Genomic DNA, 19,925 nt, shown 5'->3' on the forward strand with positions numbered 1-19,925 from the left:
CTTTTTAAGGAAAAATTGACCTTTCGTATAATATAGCCATCTTAAAGAAAGGACTAGAAAAATATGCCACGCCCTGGTCAGGGGACCGGCGGTTCGTCAAGAGCCTCTTCCGGTCATTCCCCTAGCGCCCGCCAAAGCAGCGGGCACCGCATCTCGACTTCTTCGGCAAATCGAAGACCGCAAAGTGGGATGCAGGGCCGATCTGCTGGAAACTTCAGCAGTTCTTCCCGAAACTTCAGACCATCATCTCCGGGCTTTGGTAATCGTTCTCCACTTGGAGGATTTGGTGGATATCGCTCTACGCCTCGCCGGCCAATTTTTATTCCCGGCGTCCCATTATTTGGCTCAAGAAACAGACGATATACCAATCAACCCCCAATGCAGGATGATTATTACGATTATGGAAGGCCCAGACGAAGCTCTGGAATGTCCATTGCGGTGACTTTAGTCATTGTCGTGATCCTGATGCTCGTATTCTTCAGTATGTTTGGATGCTCTTCATCAGGAAATACCTATGATGATTCAAAGGTGACCGAGTCGGCTTACAACCGGCAAAAGCTCGAAACCAGCATTCCATATAACGAAGACTGCATCGTTGATGAACTTGGATGGTTTGAAAATATCCCCCAAACCGAACAGAGATTAAAATATTTCTATGACAAGACCGGCGTTCAGCCCATGATCGTGATCAAGGAATACGATCCATCATTGAAAACCGATCAGCAGAAGTCCGACTATGCCAAAACCTACTATGACACCTATATTCCAGAGGAGAATGTTTTCCTCTATATGTATTTTGGTGAACCGGGCGATCAGGATGTCGGATACATGGAAGCAGTCAACGGCAAAGAGATTTCAGCAGTTATGGATCAGAATGCTGTGAATATCTTCTGGAACTATCTCGATCAGGCCTGGACCTCAGACATGAATTCGGATGATCTGTTTGTTTCAGTTTTTGATAAGACCGCTGATCGAATCATGACCAAGACCGCAACAAAAAACGATGTTCTGATCAAAGGTCTTGGCGTTGCGGCCATCATCCTTGTCATCGGTGGAATTGCGGCTATTTTGATCATTCGCAGAAAACATGAACGTGAACGCGCCGAAGAAACACAAAGAATTTTAAGTACTCCTCTTGATTCTCAGTTCAACTCTGATCAAGAGAGCAATGAAGATGATTTACTAAAACGATATGGAGGACATTAAGGATGGGTATCCTGAACCGATTTACAGAAATTATGAAAAGCAACATAAACGCGTTGCTTGATCGTGCCGAAGATCCAGAAAAAATGGCCGATCAGATGCTCAGAAACACCCGTGAGCAGTTTGCAGAAGTAAAGGCGCAGACCGCTTCTGTCATGGCTGATGCCGCCAAAGCCAATCGTGAATATTCCGATTGCGCAGCCGAAATTAACCGTTATCAGAAAGCCGCAGAGAATGCTCTTGTCAGCGGCAATGAAGGCGATGCTAAAAAACTGATTGCCAGCAAACAGAAACTCGAAGAAAAACTTTCCGCATTAAAGCAGGCTTCTGATTTTGCGCAGGAAAATGCCGATAAAATGCGTGCGATGTATGACAAGCTCGCTTCGGATATTGAAACGCTTGAAGCCCGCAAGGACGCCATTAAAGCCAAAGCGGCAGCCGCTAAAGCTCAGCAGTCCATCAATCGGATGGTCAGCTCCCTTCCAGATTCCAATGCTTCCTTAGAAGCCTTTGACCGTATGGAAGCCAAAGCCGAAAAAGCTCTGGACGCTGCCCGAGCCGAAGCCGAACTGAATAATTCTTCAACTTCTTCTTCCCTTGCAGATAAATATTCAGATAACGGCGGTGATGTTTCTGTTGATAATGAACTCGCCGAAATGAAACGAAAACTCGGTCTTTAGAAAATATTGTTTTCAGAAGGCCTACTGTCTATTCACCTGACAGAATGCTTAACAATGAATTTTAGATCAAAAATAACGAAAGGCTAAAACCAATTTCTGGTTTTGGCTTTTTTTATACACAAAACCGCGATTTACCACTCGGTATTGATTTTTTCTTCATAAACTTTTTCCACAATAACCGCGGTCAAATCAGAATGGATTTTCGATCATCAGAGAATACAATTTTTTCTGAAAATTCAGGAAAGAAAGTGAGAAACAAACGATGAAACAGACATTCATGCAATTTTTCGAATGGTATCTTCCAAGTGACCATTCTCTATGGAAAAAAGTTTCAGATGAAGCTGAAAAATTGGCACTCAATGGTTTTACTTCTCTGTGGCTGCCGCCTGCCTATAAAGGTCAGGCTGGAAAAGAAGACGTCGGCTATGGCGTATACGATATGTATGATTTGGGCGAATTCCTTTCAAAAGGAAGTGTCGAAACCAAATATGGAACCATCGATGAATACAGACAGTGTGTAAAGGATCTTCAAAGTCAGAAAATTGGAGTTCTTGGTGACATCGTCTTCAATCACCGCATGGGAGCCGATGAAGCCGAAAATATAAAAGCCACAAACGTCAATCCGTCAAATCGTCTGGAAAATACTGGAGAGCTCTATGATGTTAAAGTCTGGACGAAATATACTTTTCCAGAACGTCATCAGAAATATTCCGATTTTGTCTGGACCTGGCATCATTTTACCGGGACAGATTATAACGAAAACAACCAGCAGAACGATCTGATGATCTTTGAAGGTAAAGAATGGTCTGAGCACGTCAGCAAGGAACAGGGCAACTTTGACTTCATCATGGGGGATGATGTCGATTTTTCAATCCCAGAAGTCGTCGATGAACTGTACCGCTGGGGGATCTGGTATACAGAAATCAGCGGAGTGAATGGTTTTCGTTTAGACGCGATCAAAAGCATTGATGCCAGATTCTTTACTGGCTGGTTAAAAAAGATGGCTGAATATGGAAATCATCCTGATTTTGCGGTTGGCGAGTACTGGACTTCAGATACTCAGGAACTGATTCAATATTTGCGTGATTCAGGTCATTGTATGAAACTTTTCGATGTACCTCTTCATTATAGGCTTTGCAAGATCTCTGAAGATCCTCGAAACGCTGATATCCGTAATGTCTTTGAAGGAACATTAAGTGACATTGAACCAGAATTTTCAGCGCCGTTTTCTGATAACCATGATACTCAGCCCTCACAGGCTCTCGAATCCTGGGTGCAGGAATGGTTTAAACCGCTCTCGTATGCGCTTCTTCTTTTGCGGGATTGCCATTACCCATTTGTTTTTTATGGAGATTATTACGGAATTGAACGAGATCAGATTGCACCGGTTCCATTACTCAAAGAGATGGTATGGATTCGGAAAAACGTGCTTGGAGATGGAATCGTCGACTTTAATGATGATGATCCAAAAAAAGCCTGCTGGCTGGTTTGTTCAGATAACCCCGTGATCGTCATCATGTCAATTGACGATGAATGGAAACAAAGTGAAGTCTGTGATTTATCCCTTGCAAATCGGACCTTTGTCGATCTGAATACTCCAGATCATACCGTGATAGCCGATGAAACTGGAAAAGCTCAATTCAACTGCCTTTCTAAAAGCTGCACAGTCTACATTACTCAGGAAGACTATCAGACTTTACAAAACGAAATGTCAAGACTTAATGGTTAATCGAAGCTGGATCTGAGCTTTCAAACCATACACAATCTAATATACAATTCAACATGGAATTCAATACGCAATTCAATACGCAATTTTTGACACGATGCAGGACTTATCGGTGCATAAGTTTCTGCGTTTTTTTATTCAGTGAATGTTTCTGAAGCAATCAGGATTTGTAAATGCTCCAATCAGAACAGAAACATTTTAAATGAGAAAACCATGATTGATTACTACTCATGGTATTTTTAACATGATTTAACCTGTTCCATAGCATTTATGTTTATCGATAAAAAAATCATTCTATTTGCCGATGTCTAACGGATGATTGCTTATTTTAAAGCCAACATAACCAGAGTAAAATTTATTTGTTTTTTCAGGTGCTTCTCATTGGAATGAACGCGGTAAACGTTGTATTTTATCCGTGGTAAACATGTTCACCCATTATTAAAAAAAGAGATAGAAAAAAGTTTTTGATTGATTTTCGATCCGGATCAGCGACATGAATCACCCATTTTATCCGATGATTATCATCGATTGATTTACATTAGTTCCGAAGCAGTAAAATCTGTTCTGTCAAAAAAAGCAGGTTAAAATGCGTTTTAAGTATATTTTCTTACCGGAATACTGCTTGTCTGATCAAAATTTTGAGACCTTCCTATGATGGATTTTCTTGAATCGATCTTTCTGAAAGGTCTACCAGAACAACTTCACCAGACAAGATTCAGGCAAGCCCAACTGCTTCTAAACGAAGCTTTAAAGCAGAACAGATATGTAGAACGAAACTGGCTGAAGCTTCAAAATCAGCCAGTAAAAAGTATGAACAGTTATGACAGATTGATTTGAAACAGACTCTTCGGAGAATTACGACTGACCAGACAGCACCGCAGACTCTCTGCTACAGTCCTAGGTACTTTGTGCTGAGTAGATACAACAACGATTTCTGAGTGAATCATTTTAAACATTCAATCAGGATTCAAACGTCCTGAGCCGATGAATAGTAGGCTTTCAGGACTCTCTCAAATAAAGAGAAGGTAAAAACGATGAACACAGATACCCAGTCCATTTGAGGACAACAAATTTTAACTGCCCTGATCACAATTTTTGAAAAACACAACAACCAGGCAACTCTTGAACAGATTTATGAAGAAGTGCCTGAATTTATGATGGAAGAAGTTGAGCAAAGCGATATCATTCAGGTTCTTCGCTCCTATACATCCAATACAATTGCCTGCGAGCCTGAACCAGGAAAGATCGCCTGCATTTTCGTTGATTTAGGTGATGGAAATTATGAACTGATCGCTGATGATGAGTCCCTTCGTGCCTATAAAGGCCAAAAAGGAAGCTATGTAGACCCTGCTTTAGTCAGCGCTAATGGTTTGGCAGAAATCAGTGCTGAAAGCGATCCATACATTGCTGATGCAGTCATTGATTCAGACAATGCAGCCAAAGAAAATAAAAAAGCAGCCCGCGCTGCAGCAAGAGCTGATATGATTCTTGATTCCGATCGTGCAGACTGCAGCCAGGAAAAACCGGACAATACCAGCTGGACTTATCCGGAAGGAACCGATTACGTCAAGCCAAATCCAGAAAACAAGCTCTCGGATGAAACTTATGTGATCGAAAATCCGGATCGTGACCAGGTGACTGTTGAAGATTCTGACTCTTCCATGTTTCAGAATGCAGCCGATCCAAAAACTGGGATGAATCAGGATATTCCTAGAGAACCCAATGAAAGAATTCGCTCGGATGTTCAGGAACTCATTGAACACAATGAAGAAGTCATTCGCGATAAGAAAGCCCGCATCGAAGAACACGAAGAGCAGATCCAACGAGATTCCATGGATTTCATGAAAACCATTCATCAAATGGAAATTGATCATGATGAACGGGTCATCGATGGAAAGCAAAAAGAAAACGATGAACTGAAACTGAGCCAGGATCGTTAGCTAGCTCTTCTTTCAATGAAGCTTTCTGATTTAACTGGACAATTTTTTATAAAGAGAATCCATTTGAATCCGGAAATCAGCTGCTGGACTTTATTGAGTGATTCACAAAGAGCCGATTAAATATCCTCATCATGGATCACAATTATATGAGTAACCTTTAATGACACAAGCTAATTTGAATGCTGCATTCGATCGTTTTGAAAGTACCATTTAAACATCACAAATGGCAGCTAATGATCATAGAAGAAATGATTATAAAAGAAATGATCATAGAAGAAAAAGAAAACATGGATAATTATTAAATCGAATTTCCCAGATTTTCCTACGCTTTACCCTTTGGCAGACCTGTTTTCAACTGGCGTATGATTGAAATCCAATGATCATTTACCGGACAACAGACAATCATTCGCAGCCTGCCAACTGTTTTAAGCATATTGATGTATTCATTCAATATTAAAAGGAAGTCCTGATGATTTCTGTTTGAGAATGACATATTCATCCTTTCGAAGCTAAAACGGCATCACTCAGAAACATCATTCTCAAAAACAGTATGGGACAAAAGACAGATGACTGATTCACCTGAAATTTCTGAAAGGATCATTCTTTCCCCATTGGATCAGTAATAACGGCGTAACCATCTGATCCAATCAATTAAAAGGGAAAATTCAGAAACCGAAGGCAAACCCATAGAATTCTGTTTTTGAGCTGCAAGTCAAAGACTTCCAGCAAAACCAGGAAACAACATTCACAATGGCTTACAACCAAGGATTGTCTGATCGGCTGATTGATTGATTTTGATTGATTGATATCTGATTAATTTATGGCCGCTGCGCACAGCAATAAGAAACCCTTCGATCTTAACTTCTGCCAAATTTTGCAAAGACAATCCAATTCAGATCAACAGCAACACGAAGACAAGATCCTTGATTTGCAGAAATGACAGAGCCATTGCAAAGCAAACCATTAGAAATCCGAATTCTGAAACAAGAATTCAGAAATCAACATTAAAAATGATGATCAACCTACGAATCAGGCAGAATCAAAACAGATGATTCCCTTTGACGTTTCAGAAATCGTGCCCAACCTGAAAAGTTAAAGCAAAAGAAATAGAAAAGCACCAAGCAAGAAAAGTGCAGACAGAAATGAATGATAAAAGACGAAAAAAAGACCAATGTCTGCTACACATTGATCTTTTCGAGATTATCGCTGCTTAGATTTGTTTCTTCTGCCCGGTTCAGTTAAAAAGATGGTTTTTGATCACAGGATTCATCAATAAACTTTGAATGTCAGAACAGAAACAGCAGATAAAATAAACCAGATTCAATTTCCCAGATTTGAACTGGTTCGTTTTTCAAGTATAACAGATTGCTCATTGTTCTTATATAAATGAACTCTGCTCTCCTCTATCTTACAAGAACTCCAACCTTTGTCTATGTCCATACAGGCAGGGTTCAAAACAAAAGGAATATTTATGAGCATTCTGTATGTTTTTTTAGTCATTCTGAATATTTTCCAGGATATTTTAAAAAACTCCTGTTCTAAACTCTTCCTGGATATTCTGAAATCATTTTGCAGCCCAACAAATTCTTGATGATACATAGAATGAATTTGATTGCTATTTCACTTAAATCTGTTTTCTCAGACTGGTCCCCATTGATTTGACCATGGATTTTAGTCTCCAGGCGAATCGAACTCAGGAAGTTCGATCAAAAAGGCAAAATGATAAGTATCGTCCTGCAGCAGATGGATCTGGCCAGACTGACATGAAAATCGAAGCAGTCTGCAGAATTGACGCTTTAATGATTAACTAATTCACAACCTTTATACAGACTGTTCTGAAACAAAGAAATAAATTGAGTTGTTAGGCTCAATGAACTGTAACATAGCTTCATATTGTTTTATGTGATGGATCATCAAAATCCATCTCAAAATTACCTGCCCTCCTGATGATTCGTTTGTGTGTATTCTTTTATATGTATCAGCGTTTTGTACCGGTATTATGGATAGATTAAAAACGAATGATCAGCTGTTAAAAGTCATCCTGAAAATGTGCAAATCCAGCCAGGGATTCATGCTGCATGGCGCTGAATATTCTTTATCCTGCACAATAGGATTCTATATCCTGTTAGAATCATTCACCGCATCCTTAAATTATAATGACAATCCCTGTCCGCGGATGGCTTTTTAAAAACCATTTATTCTGTATTGACTGCCAGGATCATTCGATCACCTTTACCTGACAATCTTTTTTGATCGAATGATCTGCTGGCATTAGCATTATGACAAAACCTCAACAAGGATTAAAACCGCACTGCCGAGTTCCAGACAAAACAAAAAATAAATAATTACATTCTCAACAAACATTGACCATGGATTAATTCATTTCCCATTAATCCTCACCTTTTAAACCTCTAACCTGACCTGTTTAAAGCCGGAATGAGTCGTCCAGATCATACCGGCTTTTTCTTTCATCTTAGATTTTTGTTCATTTTCCAGAATCATCTTTCAAAAATAGGCTGAAAATCAAAAAAAGCTCTAAAAATGCTCTGCAGAGGCCATGGGCTATCATTGCATTGAAAAATGTGTTTTGTTATAATGCATAAGCATTACGACAGGAGGTGTACGCATGCCGCAGATTAAACAGCAGAAGAAACGTGTTCTTACAAACAATAAAGCTCATAAGCGCAACGTTTCCGCGAAGTCCGCAATGAAGACTTCTATTAAAAAGGTCCTGGTCGCTGTAGAAGCGAATGATAAAGAAGCAGCTCTTGCCGCTTACAAAGCCGCTTGCAGCAAACTGGATTCCGCAGTTGCTAAAGGTTTAAAGCATAAAAACTATGCCGCTAACCAGAAGTCCAGACTTGCTAAAGCGATTAACGCTATTCAGTAATTCAAATTGAATAGATTATTAAACCGATAATAAAAATCACGATATCTTTCGATATCGTTTTTTTATTATCGGTCTTTTATTATCAGCTTTTTGTTCAAACTTTCGTATTGGTCCATGGCAGACAAGGTAATCCATCACATTACCAGATACAACTGGGCAAACTTCCAGAATCAGCCTAATGAGTGTCATTTAGTGATGCCGAATTTGATTTTATGATTTCAAAAATGAAGTTTTCAAATCCTTCATCCTTATCCACCATTCCGCCTTTAATCGCCTGATCGAGCGAGGACAGATCATTCAGGGTACTGAGCAGTTCATTGGCAGAAAAGCGCGAGGCATTTTTTTTCGTGTTATATACTCTTCCGGAACTTGCATTCAGTTCTTTTGCAATCTGGTTTTGATCCATTCCCAAGTCCATCAATACCCGAACCTGATAAACAAACCGGACCTGACTTGCCAGCAAAGCACAGATGGCTACTGGCTCCATTCCAGTAAATCGAAAGTTCCGGTATAAGGCCAGCAGCTTTAATCCCTGTCTGTTAAATAATGCATCCGTCATCTTGAAGACATTTTCAAGAGGCTCTAAAGTTGTCATCGCCATGACATCTTCAAGACTTAATTCCTTTCCATCCAGGGCAAAGATTGAAAATTTATCAAGCTCCATAGAGATCTTCGCCGTTTTCATTCCTGCATGAGCGATATACCAGCGAATGGCTTCTTCAGACATCTTCAGATTTTTTTCCTTAATCATGGATCGAACCAAAGCAGGCATGTTCTTTTCCTCCGGAAGCTTGCACTCAATCATCCGGGCTTTTTTGGATAGTTCCTTGACCTTTTTCTTTCGGCCATCCAGCTTTGGCTTTTCGAGCATATAGACAATCCATCCATCATCAAGATCCAGATCGGCAATTTTATCCAGATCATAACCATGACTCTGTTCATTCGCGCTTAAAAAGTCCGCATTCGCCAATACAATCATTTTCCGTTCCGGAAACAACGAAACAGATACGGTTTCTGCATAGAAATCCCTGGGTTCATCTTTTGTAGCATCCAGACGCAGGTAAACATCCGGTTTAAATTCATTTCTGAGATGATCCAGTTTATATTGCATTCTTGAAGGATCATCTCCATATATAATCGCAATCATCCCTTCCATATTCTCATGTTTTGAGAGTGAAGTCATCAAACATTCACATCTCGTCTTCTTTTGGCTGCCCTCATTCAGGCAAAGAAATTCCCCATAATGCCCAGAAAAAAACAGTTTAGAAAGTTGTTTCTGATTGGCTTGAATCTTTTTCGTCCGATACGATGAAAAGCATAGAAGAAAGAGTGAGGTGATGGTTTGGTATTTATTCTTTGTGCGGCCATTCTGCTTTTATGTGTTTTGTCAGAGAAGATCTCTGCTCGTATTGGAACTCCGGCGCTTATTTTCTTTATGCTTGTCGGAATGCTTTTTGGAAGCGATGGCCTGCTTCAGATTCCCTTTTCTGATTACCAGCTTGCAGAACAGATCTGCTCTGCGGCTTTAATATTCATCATGTTTTATGGCGGATTCAACCTGAAATGGAAAGCCGCCAGAACGATTGCAGTCAAAGCGACCTGCCTATCCACTTTAGGCGTATTGCTTACGGTCATCTTTTCAATGGTCTGCATGCATTTGTTTATGGGCCTTGATTGGATTACCGGTTTTTTGATCAGTGCGGTTTTAGGCTCTACCGATGCAGCGAGCGTGTTCTCGATCCTTCGTCAGAAAAAGCTCAACTTAAAGGATCGAACTGCCCCGCTGCTGGAAATGGAATCCGGATCCAATGATCCGATTGCCTATATGCTGACTCTGGTTGGTATTATGCTTTTTTTAAAGCAGCCAGCTGATGGAATATTGATACTGATTGGCTTGCAGATCGCAGTTGGGCTTTTTGCCGGCTGGATTTCATCTGTGATTACCACACGAATCATGAAAATGAATGATCTGATCTGTTCAGAACTTTCTGTATTGTTTTTAACCGGAATGGTTCTTCTATGTTATGGGGTAAGCCAGGTCCTTGGAGGAAATGCTTATTTATCCGTCTACCTGATGGGAATTCTTGTAGGAAATTCATCGATTCCTCATAAGACTTCCCTGATTGGATTCTTTGATGGCCTGACTTCCATGGCCCAGATCTTGATATTCTTCCTGCTTGGATTATTGTCATTTCCTTCAAGAATGCCTCAGGCCATTCCATTAGCAAGCATGATCTTTTTGATTCTGTTATTTATCGCAAGACCGTTGGCCACATTTTTGATTCTGCTGCCTTTTGGCTGCTCAATTCGCCAGTGCCTTCTTGTCAGTTTTGCAGGCCTTAGGGGAGCGGCCAGCTGCGTATTTGCGATCATGGCCATCAGTGCCGGAGTCATCATCAGGAATAATCTGTTTTTAATCGTATTTGTCGTTACATTGTTATCTGTCGGAATTCAGGGATCGCTTCTTCCCTGGGCGGCCAGAAAGCTCGACATGATTGATGACAAGGAAAACGTATTAATGACCTTTAATGACTATGCGGAAAATCCAGACATCTCTTTGCTTCGGCTGTATATTGCGAAAGATTCTGAGTTTGTAAACCAGAAGATTTCACAGCTGGCTTTGCCAAAAGGTATGCTTGCTCTTATGATTCAAAGAGATGGAGAACGTTTTGTCTGTAAAGGGGATACGCTGCTTCAGCAGGGCGATTCGCTCATTCTTTCAGCAGCCAGTTATCAAAGTGATGATCAGCTGTTAGAAGAGATCACAATCCATCCAGGTCATGAATGGATTAACCACAGAATTTCAGAGCTGAATCTGCCAGAAAACATGTTAATCACTCTGATCAGCCGAAACGGACAATCGATCATTCCTTCCGGAAAGAGCAGGATTCTGGAAAATGACGTCCTGACGCTGTTTTCTTCAAAACGTAAAAAAGAATCTGACCATCCTAAAAGATCTACGAACTTAAAAACTCCAAACAAATGAATATGGATCTCCTGTTTTCGAAAATGATGAACACGAACATGATAAATCGCTCGATTACATGGTCCTGCAGAAAACAGAAGCTGGAACAATTGTTTTTTGATTCAATTGGACATTCGTTTCAATAAGAAATTAAGCAAATTGGCATCATTAAGGCAAATCAGCCGGAAGAAAGATAAGATGATTTCAACCAAAGCCATTTGCCGCAAGTCTAAGCCGCCATATGGAATGGCGGCTTTTATGTTAATGATTAACTTGGAATTCAAAATCAAATTTGGCTTTTGAGTCTGTAAGCTGTTTTAGAAAATCACTATTATTTTCTGAAGCCTAAAAGGAGAAAGTATTATGTCTTGTACAACAATCCTGGTTGGTTCCCAGGCCAGCTATGATGGATCCTGCATGATCGCACGAAACGATGATACTGGAGCTGGATCCTATTCCCCCAAAAAATTCATCGTCGTTTTGCCAGATCAGCAGCCTCGACACTATGTTTCTAAAATCAGTCATGTTGAAATTGAACTGCCAGATGATCCAATGCGTTATACCTCAATGCCAAGCGTTGATTCAAGCAAGGGAATCTGGGCTGCAGCTGGAATTAACAGCGCTGGAGTATCGATGACTGCTACTGAAACCATTACTTCCAATCCAAGAGTTTTAGGAGCTGACCCACTCGTTGTCTATGATCCAAAAACCAAGACTCTAGGTGGTATTGGTGAAGAAGATTTAGTTGTCATTACCCTGCCCTATATTCATTCAGCAAGAGAAGGCGTGATCCGTTTAGGTGAACTATCCATGAAATATGGAACCTATGAAATGAATGGAATCGCTTTTGCCGATGAAAATGAAATCTGGTGGTTTGAAAGTATCGGTGGTCACAACTGGATGGCTAAAAGAGTCAATCCAAATGAATACGTCGTCATGCCAAACCAGCTGGGTATCGATTCATTTGATTTTGAAGACGCTACGGGCGATCAGATCAACTATATTTGCTCGGCCACTTTACCAGAACTGGTTAAAAAAGCTCATCTGGACCTGTCGATGAATGGGATCTTCAATCCAAGAGATGCATTTGGATCCGCAGATGATTCTGACCATGTCTACAATACGCCTCGTGCCTGGTATATGCTGCGCCGCTTAAATCCACATGCAGCAAACTGGGATGTCAATGAAACTGACTTTGGCCCTCAATCCGATACCCTGCCATGGAGCATGGTTCCTGAAAAGAAGATTACCGTTGAAGAAGTCAAATATCTGTTGTCTTCTCATTATCAGGGAACTCCTTATGATCCATATCTGAATTATGGAGACCGCTCGAATTGTGGAAAGTATCGCCCCATTGGAATTAACCGAACTGCTTTTCTTTCTGTTTCTCAGCTTAGAAAAGATATGGAGCCTATTGAATGGGTTGCTTTTGCATCCAATGCTTTTAATGTACTGATTCCGTTCTATACCAATGTCAATGAAATGCCAGAATATCTCAGCAACACAACCATAGAAGTTTCAACAGACAACTTCTACTGGGTCAGCCGTTTAATTGGAGCTATGGCAGATGCTTCCTATTCTCATTCATTGATTTTCATTGAACGATATCAGGAAAATGTCGCTGCAAAGAGTCATCAGATCCTGGATAAATATGATGTCCTGCTTGCCAAAAACAAGAATGAAAGTGAGCAGACTCTGATCGAAATTAGACAGGCTGCCAATCAGGAAGTGGCAGATATGGCAAAAGCCGAAAGCGCCAAAGTTCTTGATCAGGTTCTCTATGAACTCAGCAATCAGATGAAAAACAGCTACGCACGCTCTGACGCTTAGCTTCATATTCATAAACAAAATTTGCAAACAATGACATCCTTTTTGGATAAAAAAATAAATCAAACGGAAGTCTTTTCAATTCAACCGGAAAAGCTTCCGTTTTGTAATTGATATTCAGTTTTATCTTCGGAAAGGTCACATAGCTTTTGATGAATACATTCACTTTCATATAGGCCAGATCATTCATCATGATTATCATATTTTCATTCAAAACTGACATTCAGTTTTGATTGTTTCCAATTTCAAACGCATAATTTCCATACAGTTTTCGATAAAGCTGACAGAAATTACTTGATTTTGGAATCAATCAGTTTTTTTCATCGTTTTTTTTCTGTATGATGTAGGCCGGCGAAAGGAGGCGTATGATGAAGTTTATAGTAAAGGGCAAGTATTCAGGCAACGAAAGTGATCTTCCCACCAGACATGTCCCAGGAAGTACACAATTCAAAGAAGTTGAATCAGTTTCACAGCTTTCAAAGCTCGCATCAGTGATCAGCCTCCTGATACTGGCAGTCCTATTCTTAATTATCGGATATGTCAGCGCTAAAGCTGATTATCCATTCATGGATCATCCCATACAGCTGATCTTTGGAGCTCTTCTCAGCTGTCTGGTTTTTATTCCTCATGAATTTCTGCATGCGATCTGCTTTAAGCAGGATGTCGAATTTTATGAAAATCTCTCACAGGGAATGCTATTTGTCGTTGGGACTGAGGATATGTCCAAAGCCCGTTTTATATTCATGAGCTTATTACCAACAATTGTTTTTGGATTCATTCCATATATATCTTATCTCTTTGATCCAACACTGCTTTTTTGTGGTGTTTTTGGGGCAATGAATATCGCTTCAGGAGCTGGAGATTTTTATAACGTTTATAATGCGATCACTCATGTTCCGGCTCATGCATTGATCTATATGTCTGGTCTGCATTCATTCTGGTATTTGCCAGAAACAAGTAACTCTCACCAGAACTGAGTTTGCGAATTCAGACAGATCCTGATCGTCAAATCCAAAGTATTCATTTGATCTAAACCATAATCACCACTCACCAGCAAAGGCAGCCGCAGATCATCAAACTGCAGCTGCCTTTTTTCTCTTTAGTTACTTCCAAATATAACCGATCAATCCTGAATCCGTTTCAATGATCATAAGGTTTCTAAACGTTTTTAAATGAATGGCTCCATCGTTTGCGGTTGATAAAACATCACACCCTGACTCTTTAAGGTTTTCTAAGGTTTGTATGTGTGGATGGCCATATCGATTGTTCTTGCCAGCTGAAATCAAAGCCAGTTCCGGTTTTACTTCTGATAAGAATTCTGGATCACTCGATGTATTTGAGCCATGGTGTCCGGCCTTCAAAACATCTGCATCAACCGTATATTCATGGATCAGTTCCCTTTCAATGGCTGAAGAGGCATCTCCTGTCCACAAAAACCGAAAGTTGTCATAAGCAAAGTAACTGATCAATGAAAGATCATTAATGTCTATATCCAGTTCTGTTATCTGTCCGTTTACTTTGTCATTTCCTTCGTCTATTTCTGTTTCTGAAAAACTGCTTTGCATAGCATTTGAATGAACTCCTGACTGTGAAGTAGTCCTTAAGGAATGAAAAGGATAATCAACAGGGATTTTCTGATCTGACGAAGTGATTACTTCTTTAATTTCAATGTCCTGGTGATTAAGTAAATCCTCGACGCTTCCCGAATGATCAAAGTCATCATGAGAGATAACCAGAGCATCGATCGTATCAATGTGATGGCTTTTCAAAAACGGAACAATGATTTTTTCACTGTTATTTCGAAACCGATTGCCCGCCGCATCAATCATAACTACGCTCTTTTGAAAGGGTTCAATGATGACTGCACAATCTCCCTGGCCAATATCCAACTGATAAACATGAAAAAATGGATCCAGCCGAAACGAGAATAGATATAACAGGAATGCCGAAGCAAACATCACTGGAGTTTTCTTGTCTGGTTTAAATACTCCATAGATCCAGGTCAGAATAAAAATCGCCATGATCAATGGATTGACCATTCCATGAAAAGTCATCGAATTCAGGAAGTTCCATTCTCCAGACAAAACTTCAAACAGTAAGTTGGTTAAACATTCTGATTCAACAAATAAAAGACAAATCGTCAGTAAAAAGAAGAATCCAAACAAAGATCTCAGCTTACGATAACCAACAATCATCCATAGATTCAGGTTTGAAAAATAAATCGCCTGCATCATAAGCAAGCTGATTCTTTCCTGAATTTTTGCACATATCGAGTTATTTTGAAATTTTCGATTCAGCCATAAAATGAGCGGAAGGCATAGAGAAAATTCTGAATAATCGTTTGGAGATAACAGTAAAAACACGATTAAGGAACAGGGTACTCTCCAGTCTTTATGTTTATTCAAAAGAACTCGAAACAAAGTGAAGATAAAAAGGCGAAGCAATACCGTATTCCAAAAAAAGCATTCACCATAGATGACGATCAAAACCAGAACGATCCAGTCCATACAAACAAAACTAATATCCAGAAATCTTTTAAGGCCTTTACGAATCAGATCAAATAACCCTAAAAGCGGTAAGCCCATTCGGCTGATCCATTCTGAAACCTCTTTAAAGGAAATACCATAGAAAAACAATCGAATCAGTTTTCCCTGCTTGCTTTCGGGATCAAAACGATTTGTTAGAGCACGATAGATTCTCGCTCGAAGAGAACCAGAGTCTGCAAATCTTTTCTGATTTTTCATTGAAGATGAATATGCAATTCCTTTTTGCTTCATCCTCTTTTCAAAGGAAAATACACCGGGATTATTCAAGGATTCGATGCGATCAAATTGATTCAGTTCGATAACATCCTGAAAGACCAGATCTGAACTCTCATAGACGACAACTTCATGCTTAAGCTCACCAGAAGGATTCATACTTCTTGCGATCGCATAATTTGAATGAATTGAAGTCACCAGATATTCTCCTGGTTCAGGTTCATTCATCTCAAGAGATCTGTTGATCTCAAGAGTGATGATTGAAAAGAGACTTAATATAGTCCAGACAACAACCGCAATGATCACCAAACGCTCATGACGAAATCTCAGAACCAGAAAAATCAGAATGACGACAGCACAAAACAGACGAATCAGAGGATCGCTAATCCATAAGAGCCCCCAGAAGAAAAACGCAAAAAGGAAAATCAGCGAATTCACAGACAGATTTCCTCTTTAATTCGCTCAAACATTTTTTCTCCGATACCCTTCACATTCATAATGTCTTCCAGCGTTTGAAATCCCTGACTCTCACGATACTCAATAATTCGTCCAGCGATCTTTTCACCAATCCCGCTAAGAGTCATCAATTCTTCCAACGAGGCTGAGTTGATCGAAATCTTTGCTTTCTGCACTTTCGTTTGTGATTTGGGAATTACGATGACATCTTCATCCTTCACCTTTTTCATCAATGCGATGGAAGAAAGGTCAGCCTGTTCTGTCGTTCCTCCAGCGACCTGAATCAGTTTTTCGATGTCTGCATCTGTCTTTAGCTCATAAACTCCAGGTTGATTGACCTCTCCTTTAATTTCAGCCTGCAAAGACAGCGGACTAGCGCGATCAAGCGAAACCGGCTGATACCTTCCCCACCAGGAGTATCCAAAAACAAGAACCAAAGTCAGACTGCCAAACAGTTTCTGAATGTTGTTCATGCCTTCTTATACACCGGATTTTGATCACTGAAAAAAAAATAATTACGAATAAAAAAGTTATGAACAGGAAAGTTAGCAGCAAGAAGAGAATTATGAATAAGGTACAGACAAGGCATTTACCTGTAAACCAAGAAGGAAAAATTATCATCTGTATGAATGAATCTTGAAATGAGATTTACTACAGGAAGTCTGTTTCTTATCCGATCAGAAAATTTGACTTCAAGAAACAGAATTTGTTTTGAAGACATTGCTCAACACGGTATATTGTAATTGTCCATAGAAATGACCAAGAATCTTTGCAAAGAGAGAAAAAGAAATTAATCTGGAGGAAGGAAAAATGATTCATTTTGAAAGAGAAGTCTGCGAACCCGATCTGATTGAAGCGATGCTTGATATGTTCGAAGTGGTTGTCCTGTCGCTTAATGACGATGATGGATATCCATACAGCGTTCCAGTGAACTTTGGTTATGAATGTTCTGATGATGGAATTACTTTCTATATTCACTTTATGAAGCGTGGACATAAAGTCGAACTGATGCGTAAGGATCCAAGAGTGACCTTACAGCTGTACGCTTGGAATGACTTCTTTGATCATCCATATAAAGGCCATAAACATGACTACCGAAGTGTCAGCGCCAAAGGAAATATCAGAATTATCGATCTCAAGGAAAATCCTGAACTGTTTGAACATAGCTATCGTTTGCTCATGAGCTGCAATGGGCGAACTCCTAAGCCACTTTCCGAACACAAAGGCATTAACGCAATGAATATTGGTGAGATTTTCTGTCCATGGGATAAAATCAGTGCAAAATCCGAATTCCCACTTCGAACGGTTGAAGATGTTCCGTTCATTAACGTTTATGAAAGGCCTGAAGACAACACACCATTCGATATCAGCGATATTATCGCTAAAAGAAAAAAGCAGTCCTGATATTCAACGTATTTTGAATCATAAAAAAGTATTCTGAAAAAAAATGAAGCCAGCGATCACCATTCGATCTCTGGCTTTAATCCTATCCGTGTTTTGAAATGAATTTATATCCATTTCTCATTGCAAAGCTATCCGCCAAATAACAGCTGTTCCCGAATGGACACCTAACATGTGAACCTTATGAGGAGCTGACCTGGTCGCGTTTAAACAGCCGGCCAGTCAAAGAAAGCTTCGTTGAAATTGACGAATTTTCGATCTCAAGCAGCTGTGCCTGGATCTGCTCAAGCTTTTGCAGTGATTCATCTTCAAGAGGAGCATCCAGTTCTTTTTGAAGTGAATGTAAAATTTCAAGAGCCTGATGTGCCTTATCCTGTTTTAACAAGGCGCTTACTGTCAGCAGAACATTCTTATAATCATGACGGATTTTCTGAATTTTCAGGTCATTTTCCCGAAGACTTTCGAAATACTGATCCTGAAAGCTCATTATTTCCTTTACATGACGAAGTTTGTCCAGTGTCGCTTTTCTGGCCATGATGCTTGCGATTAAAATGATGACAAACACAACCAGGAACAACGCGATGGAAATCTGGATAGACCGAACAACCATTTTATCGCCAGTTCGCAGTACTCGTACCAACAGAATCGAAGCCGGACCTAAAACCATAATAGCTAACAGAAGCGGTTTTGCGATTTTATCCCAGTTGATAAACGGCTGCCTTAGTAAAATGACAATTCCTGGTCTTAATAAAGCAAGCAGCAGGGTTCCAATCAGATAAATCTGCAAATGGATTTCCTGAGAATAATCAATTGAAACAACAGTTTTCGCTGGAATACAGCTTAAGACGATTACTTCTGCCAGAACGTTGCTGATCTGACAAACAAAAACCCAGAATATAAGATCTTTCCACTTCGCTTTGTAAAACACTTTAATTAAACAGGACACTCCAACCAGATTCAGGATCAGGCTTGCAACCGGTTGAAGTCTGACACGGTTTGGATATCCTGGCATGACTAATAAAAGACTTAAAACCCAGAAACAAAAGACACGTCCTGCAGCTTTCAGCCAGTATCTCTTCTGGTCTGTCTGACTTTTTCCAAAAGCCATTTCCATCATAATTCCAACAAATAAGCCATCCAGACTGACTAGAAAATATTGCAGGAAAAATTCTAAATCTATACTCATACGCTGCTGTTATTCACCAACCCTTTCGAAAATTCAAGTTTTGAAGCGGACTTCTGATTCGTCAAGTGAATTAAGGCTTCATATCGATTGCTGCCAACATATTCACCACTGAAATTTCCATCGTATTTTCTGGCAACCGATCGTAAGATCTGCTGACCATATCCCTGTCCATAAATCTTCTTCTCCTTATTCTGAAGAGCCGTATTGCTGCAGGTAATCACCAACAGATCCCGAAGCAATCGACCTTCCAGTTCGATCATGGGCGTATGTTTCTTTATATCTGTTTGTATATCTGTTTTCCGTTGATCTAAATTGATACGATCCAGATACTTGCTATCACCAGCTTCTGCTTCTTTTTGAAATTGAATGCAGGAACGAATGGCATTATCGAGAAGATTTCCGAGAATTCTGCATAAATCGAGTGGATCAATCTCAAGTTCAGCCGGAATTTTTAATTCAGTTTTCAAAGCAATTCCATTCTTATTTGCTTCATGCGCTTTTGCAAAAACAATCGCATTCACGACCCGATTGACTGAGTAACTTTTCTTTTTGCCGCTGGTCTGATCCTTGATCTCCTGATTTGCCATTTCAATTGCTTTTTTTGGTTGACCGCTTTGAACCTGATTAATCAAACTTTCTATAGATGAAGAATAGCAATGTCGTTAAGTTAAGGAGTGTCTTCCATGCGGAATTCGCTCCTCGTTTTTTTGATTTTTAACACAAGCAGTGGAGTTGCTCCAAAAGTTTATAAATTATCCGAATATGGCACTTGACAGACCGAAGCTCGGAACTAATCCATAATCCGAAGGATTTCGGAGGTGGTTATTTTGACCCATTCGAAATCCCCTAAACAGTATCGCCAAATCTTCTATTCTTACCTGGACGGTCTGGC

Annotated in this window: 14 protein-coding genes; 9 read left to right on the forward strand and 5 right to left on the reverse strand. The window is 39.9% G+C overall.

Annotation, left to right across the window (positions count from 1 at the left end):
- Positions 1-63: 63 nt before the first annotated feature.
- The 5 genes from BO222_RS05600 (at position 64) to rpsT (ending at position 8,439) form a co-directional block, all read left to right on the forward strand.
- Complete coding sequence (locus tag BO222_RS05600) at positions 64-1,206, forward strand: hypothetical protein (RefSeq protein WP_075819136.1); 1,143 nt, start codon at positions 64-66, stop codon at positions 1,204-1,206.
- A gap of 2 nt (positions 1,207-1,208) precedes the next feature.
- On the forward strand, positions 1,209-1,883 hold the full coding sequence (locus tag BO222_RS05605) for a PspA/IM30 family protein (protein ID WP_075819138.1): 675 nt from the start codon (positions 1,209-1,211) through the stop codon (positions 1,881-1,883).
- A 262-nt stretch (positions 1,884-2,145) separates the two neighbouring features.
- The gene (locus BO222_RS05610; protein WP_075819140.1) at positions 2,146-3,612 is read left to right on the forward strand and encodes an alpha-amylase; all 1,467 of its coding nucleotides are present in this window, start codon (positions 2,146-2,148) and stop codon (positions 3,610-3,612) included.
- Positions 3,613-4,763: 1,151 nt separating this feature from the next.
- Positions 4,764-5,549 (forward strand): DNA replication complex GINS family protein, encoded by a 786-nt coding sequence (locus BO222_RS05620; RefSeq protein ID WP_075819144.1) that lies wholly within the window; start codon positions 4,764-4,766, stop codon positions 5,547-5,549.
- Between the two features lie 2,626 nt (positions 5,550-8,175).
- Positions 8,176-8,439, forward strand: a complete 264-nt coding sequence (rpsT, locus tag BO222_RS05630; RefSeq protein WP_075819148.1) for a 30S ribosomal protein S20 — start codon at positions 8,176-8,178, stop codon at positions 8,437-8,439.
- A gap of 175 nt (positions 8,440-8,614) precedes the next feature.
- On the opposite strand, the gene holA is transcribed toward rpsT, so the two are convergent.
- Positions 8,615-9,622, reverse strand: a complete 1,008-nt coding sequence (holA, locus tag BO222_RS05635) for a DNA polymerase III subunit delta (protein WP_075819150.1) — start codon at positions 9,620-9,622, stop codon at positions 8,615-8,617.
- Between the two features lie 159 nt (positions 9,623-9,781).
- Here holA and BO222_RS05640 point away from each other — a divergent pair, with 159 nt between their 5' ends.
- The 3 genes from BO222_RS05640 to BO222_RS05650 all read left to right on the forward strand — a co-directional run bounded on the left by BO222_RS05640 (position 9,782) and on the right by BO222_RS05650 (position 14,208).
- Positions 9,782-11,425 (forward strand): potassium/proton antiporter, encoded by a 1,644-nt coding sequence (locus tag BO222_RS05640; protein ID WP_075819152.1) that lies wholly within the window; start codon positions 9,782-9,784, stop codon positions 11,423-11,425.
- 342 nt (positions 11,426-11,767) lie between these two features.
- The gene (locus tag BO222_RS05645) at positions 11,768-13,234 is read left to right on the forward strand and encodes a C69 family dipeptidase (protein WP_075819154.1); all 1,467 of its coding nucleotides are present in this window, start codon (positions 11,768-11,770) and stop codon (positions 13,232-13,234) included.
- 362 nt (positions 13,235-13,596) lie between these two features.
- Entirely contained in the window at positions 13,597-14,208 is a 612-nt protein-coding gene (locus BO222_RS05650; RefSeq protein ID WP_083647690.1) for a DUF3267 domain-containing protein, read from the forward strand.
- A gap of 126 nt (positions 14,209-14,334) precedes the next feature.
- Here the strand turns inward: BO222_RS05650 and BO222_RS05655 are convergent, their stop codons facing one another.
- The gene (locus tag BO222_RS05655; protein WP_075819158.1) at positions 14,335-16,428 is read right to left on the reverse strand and encodes a ComEC/Rec2 family competence protein; all 2,094 of its coding nucleotides are present in this window, start codon (positions 16,426-16,428) and stop codon (positions 14,335-14,337) included.
- The gene (locus tag BO222_RS05660) at positions 16,425-16,919 is read right to left on the reverse strand and encodes a helix-hairpin-helix domain-containing protein (RefSeq protein ID WP_075819160.1); all 495 of its coding nucleotides are present in this window, start codon (positions 16,917-16,919) and stop codon (positions 16,425-16,427) included. Before BO222_RS05660 ends, BO222_RS05655 begins: the two co-directional genes overlap by 4 nt.
- A gap of 337 nt (positions 16,920-17,256) precedes the next feature.
- Between BO222_RS05660 and BO222_RS05665 the strand changes: the two genes are divergently transcribed.
- Positions 17,257-17,850 carry a pyridoxamine 5'-phosphate oxidase family protein gene (locus BO222_RS05665; RefSeq protein WP_083647691.1) on the forward strand — a complete coding sequence of 198 codons (594 nt, stop codon included), beginning with the start codon at positions 17,257-17,259 and terminating at the stop codon, positions 17,848-17,850.
- 178 nt (positions 17,851-18,028) lie between these two features.
- Here BO222_RS05665 and BO222_RS05670 read toward each other — a convergent pair whose 3' ends face one another.
- A complete protein-coding gene (locus tag BO222_RS05670) occupies positions 18,029-19,033 on the reverse strand; it encodes a hypothetical protein (RefSeq protein ID WP_075819162.1) in 1,005 nt (334 codons plus the stop codon).
- A complete protein-coding gene (locus tag BO222_RS05675; protein WP_075819164.1) occupies positions 19,030-19,620 on the reverse strand; it encodes a GHKL domain-containing protein in 591 nt (196 codons plus the stop codon). Before BO222_RS05675 ends, BO222_RS05670 begins: the two co-directional genes overlap by 4 nt.
- Between the last annotated feature and the right edge of the window lie 305 nt (positions 19,621-19,925).

This window comes from Ileibacterium valens (genome assembly GCF_001945525.1).
GTDB lineage: Bacteria > Bacillota_I > Bacilli_A > Erysipelotrichales > Erysipelotrichaceae > Ileibacterium > Ileibacterium valens.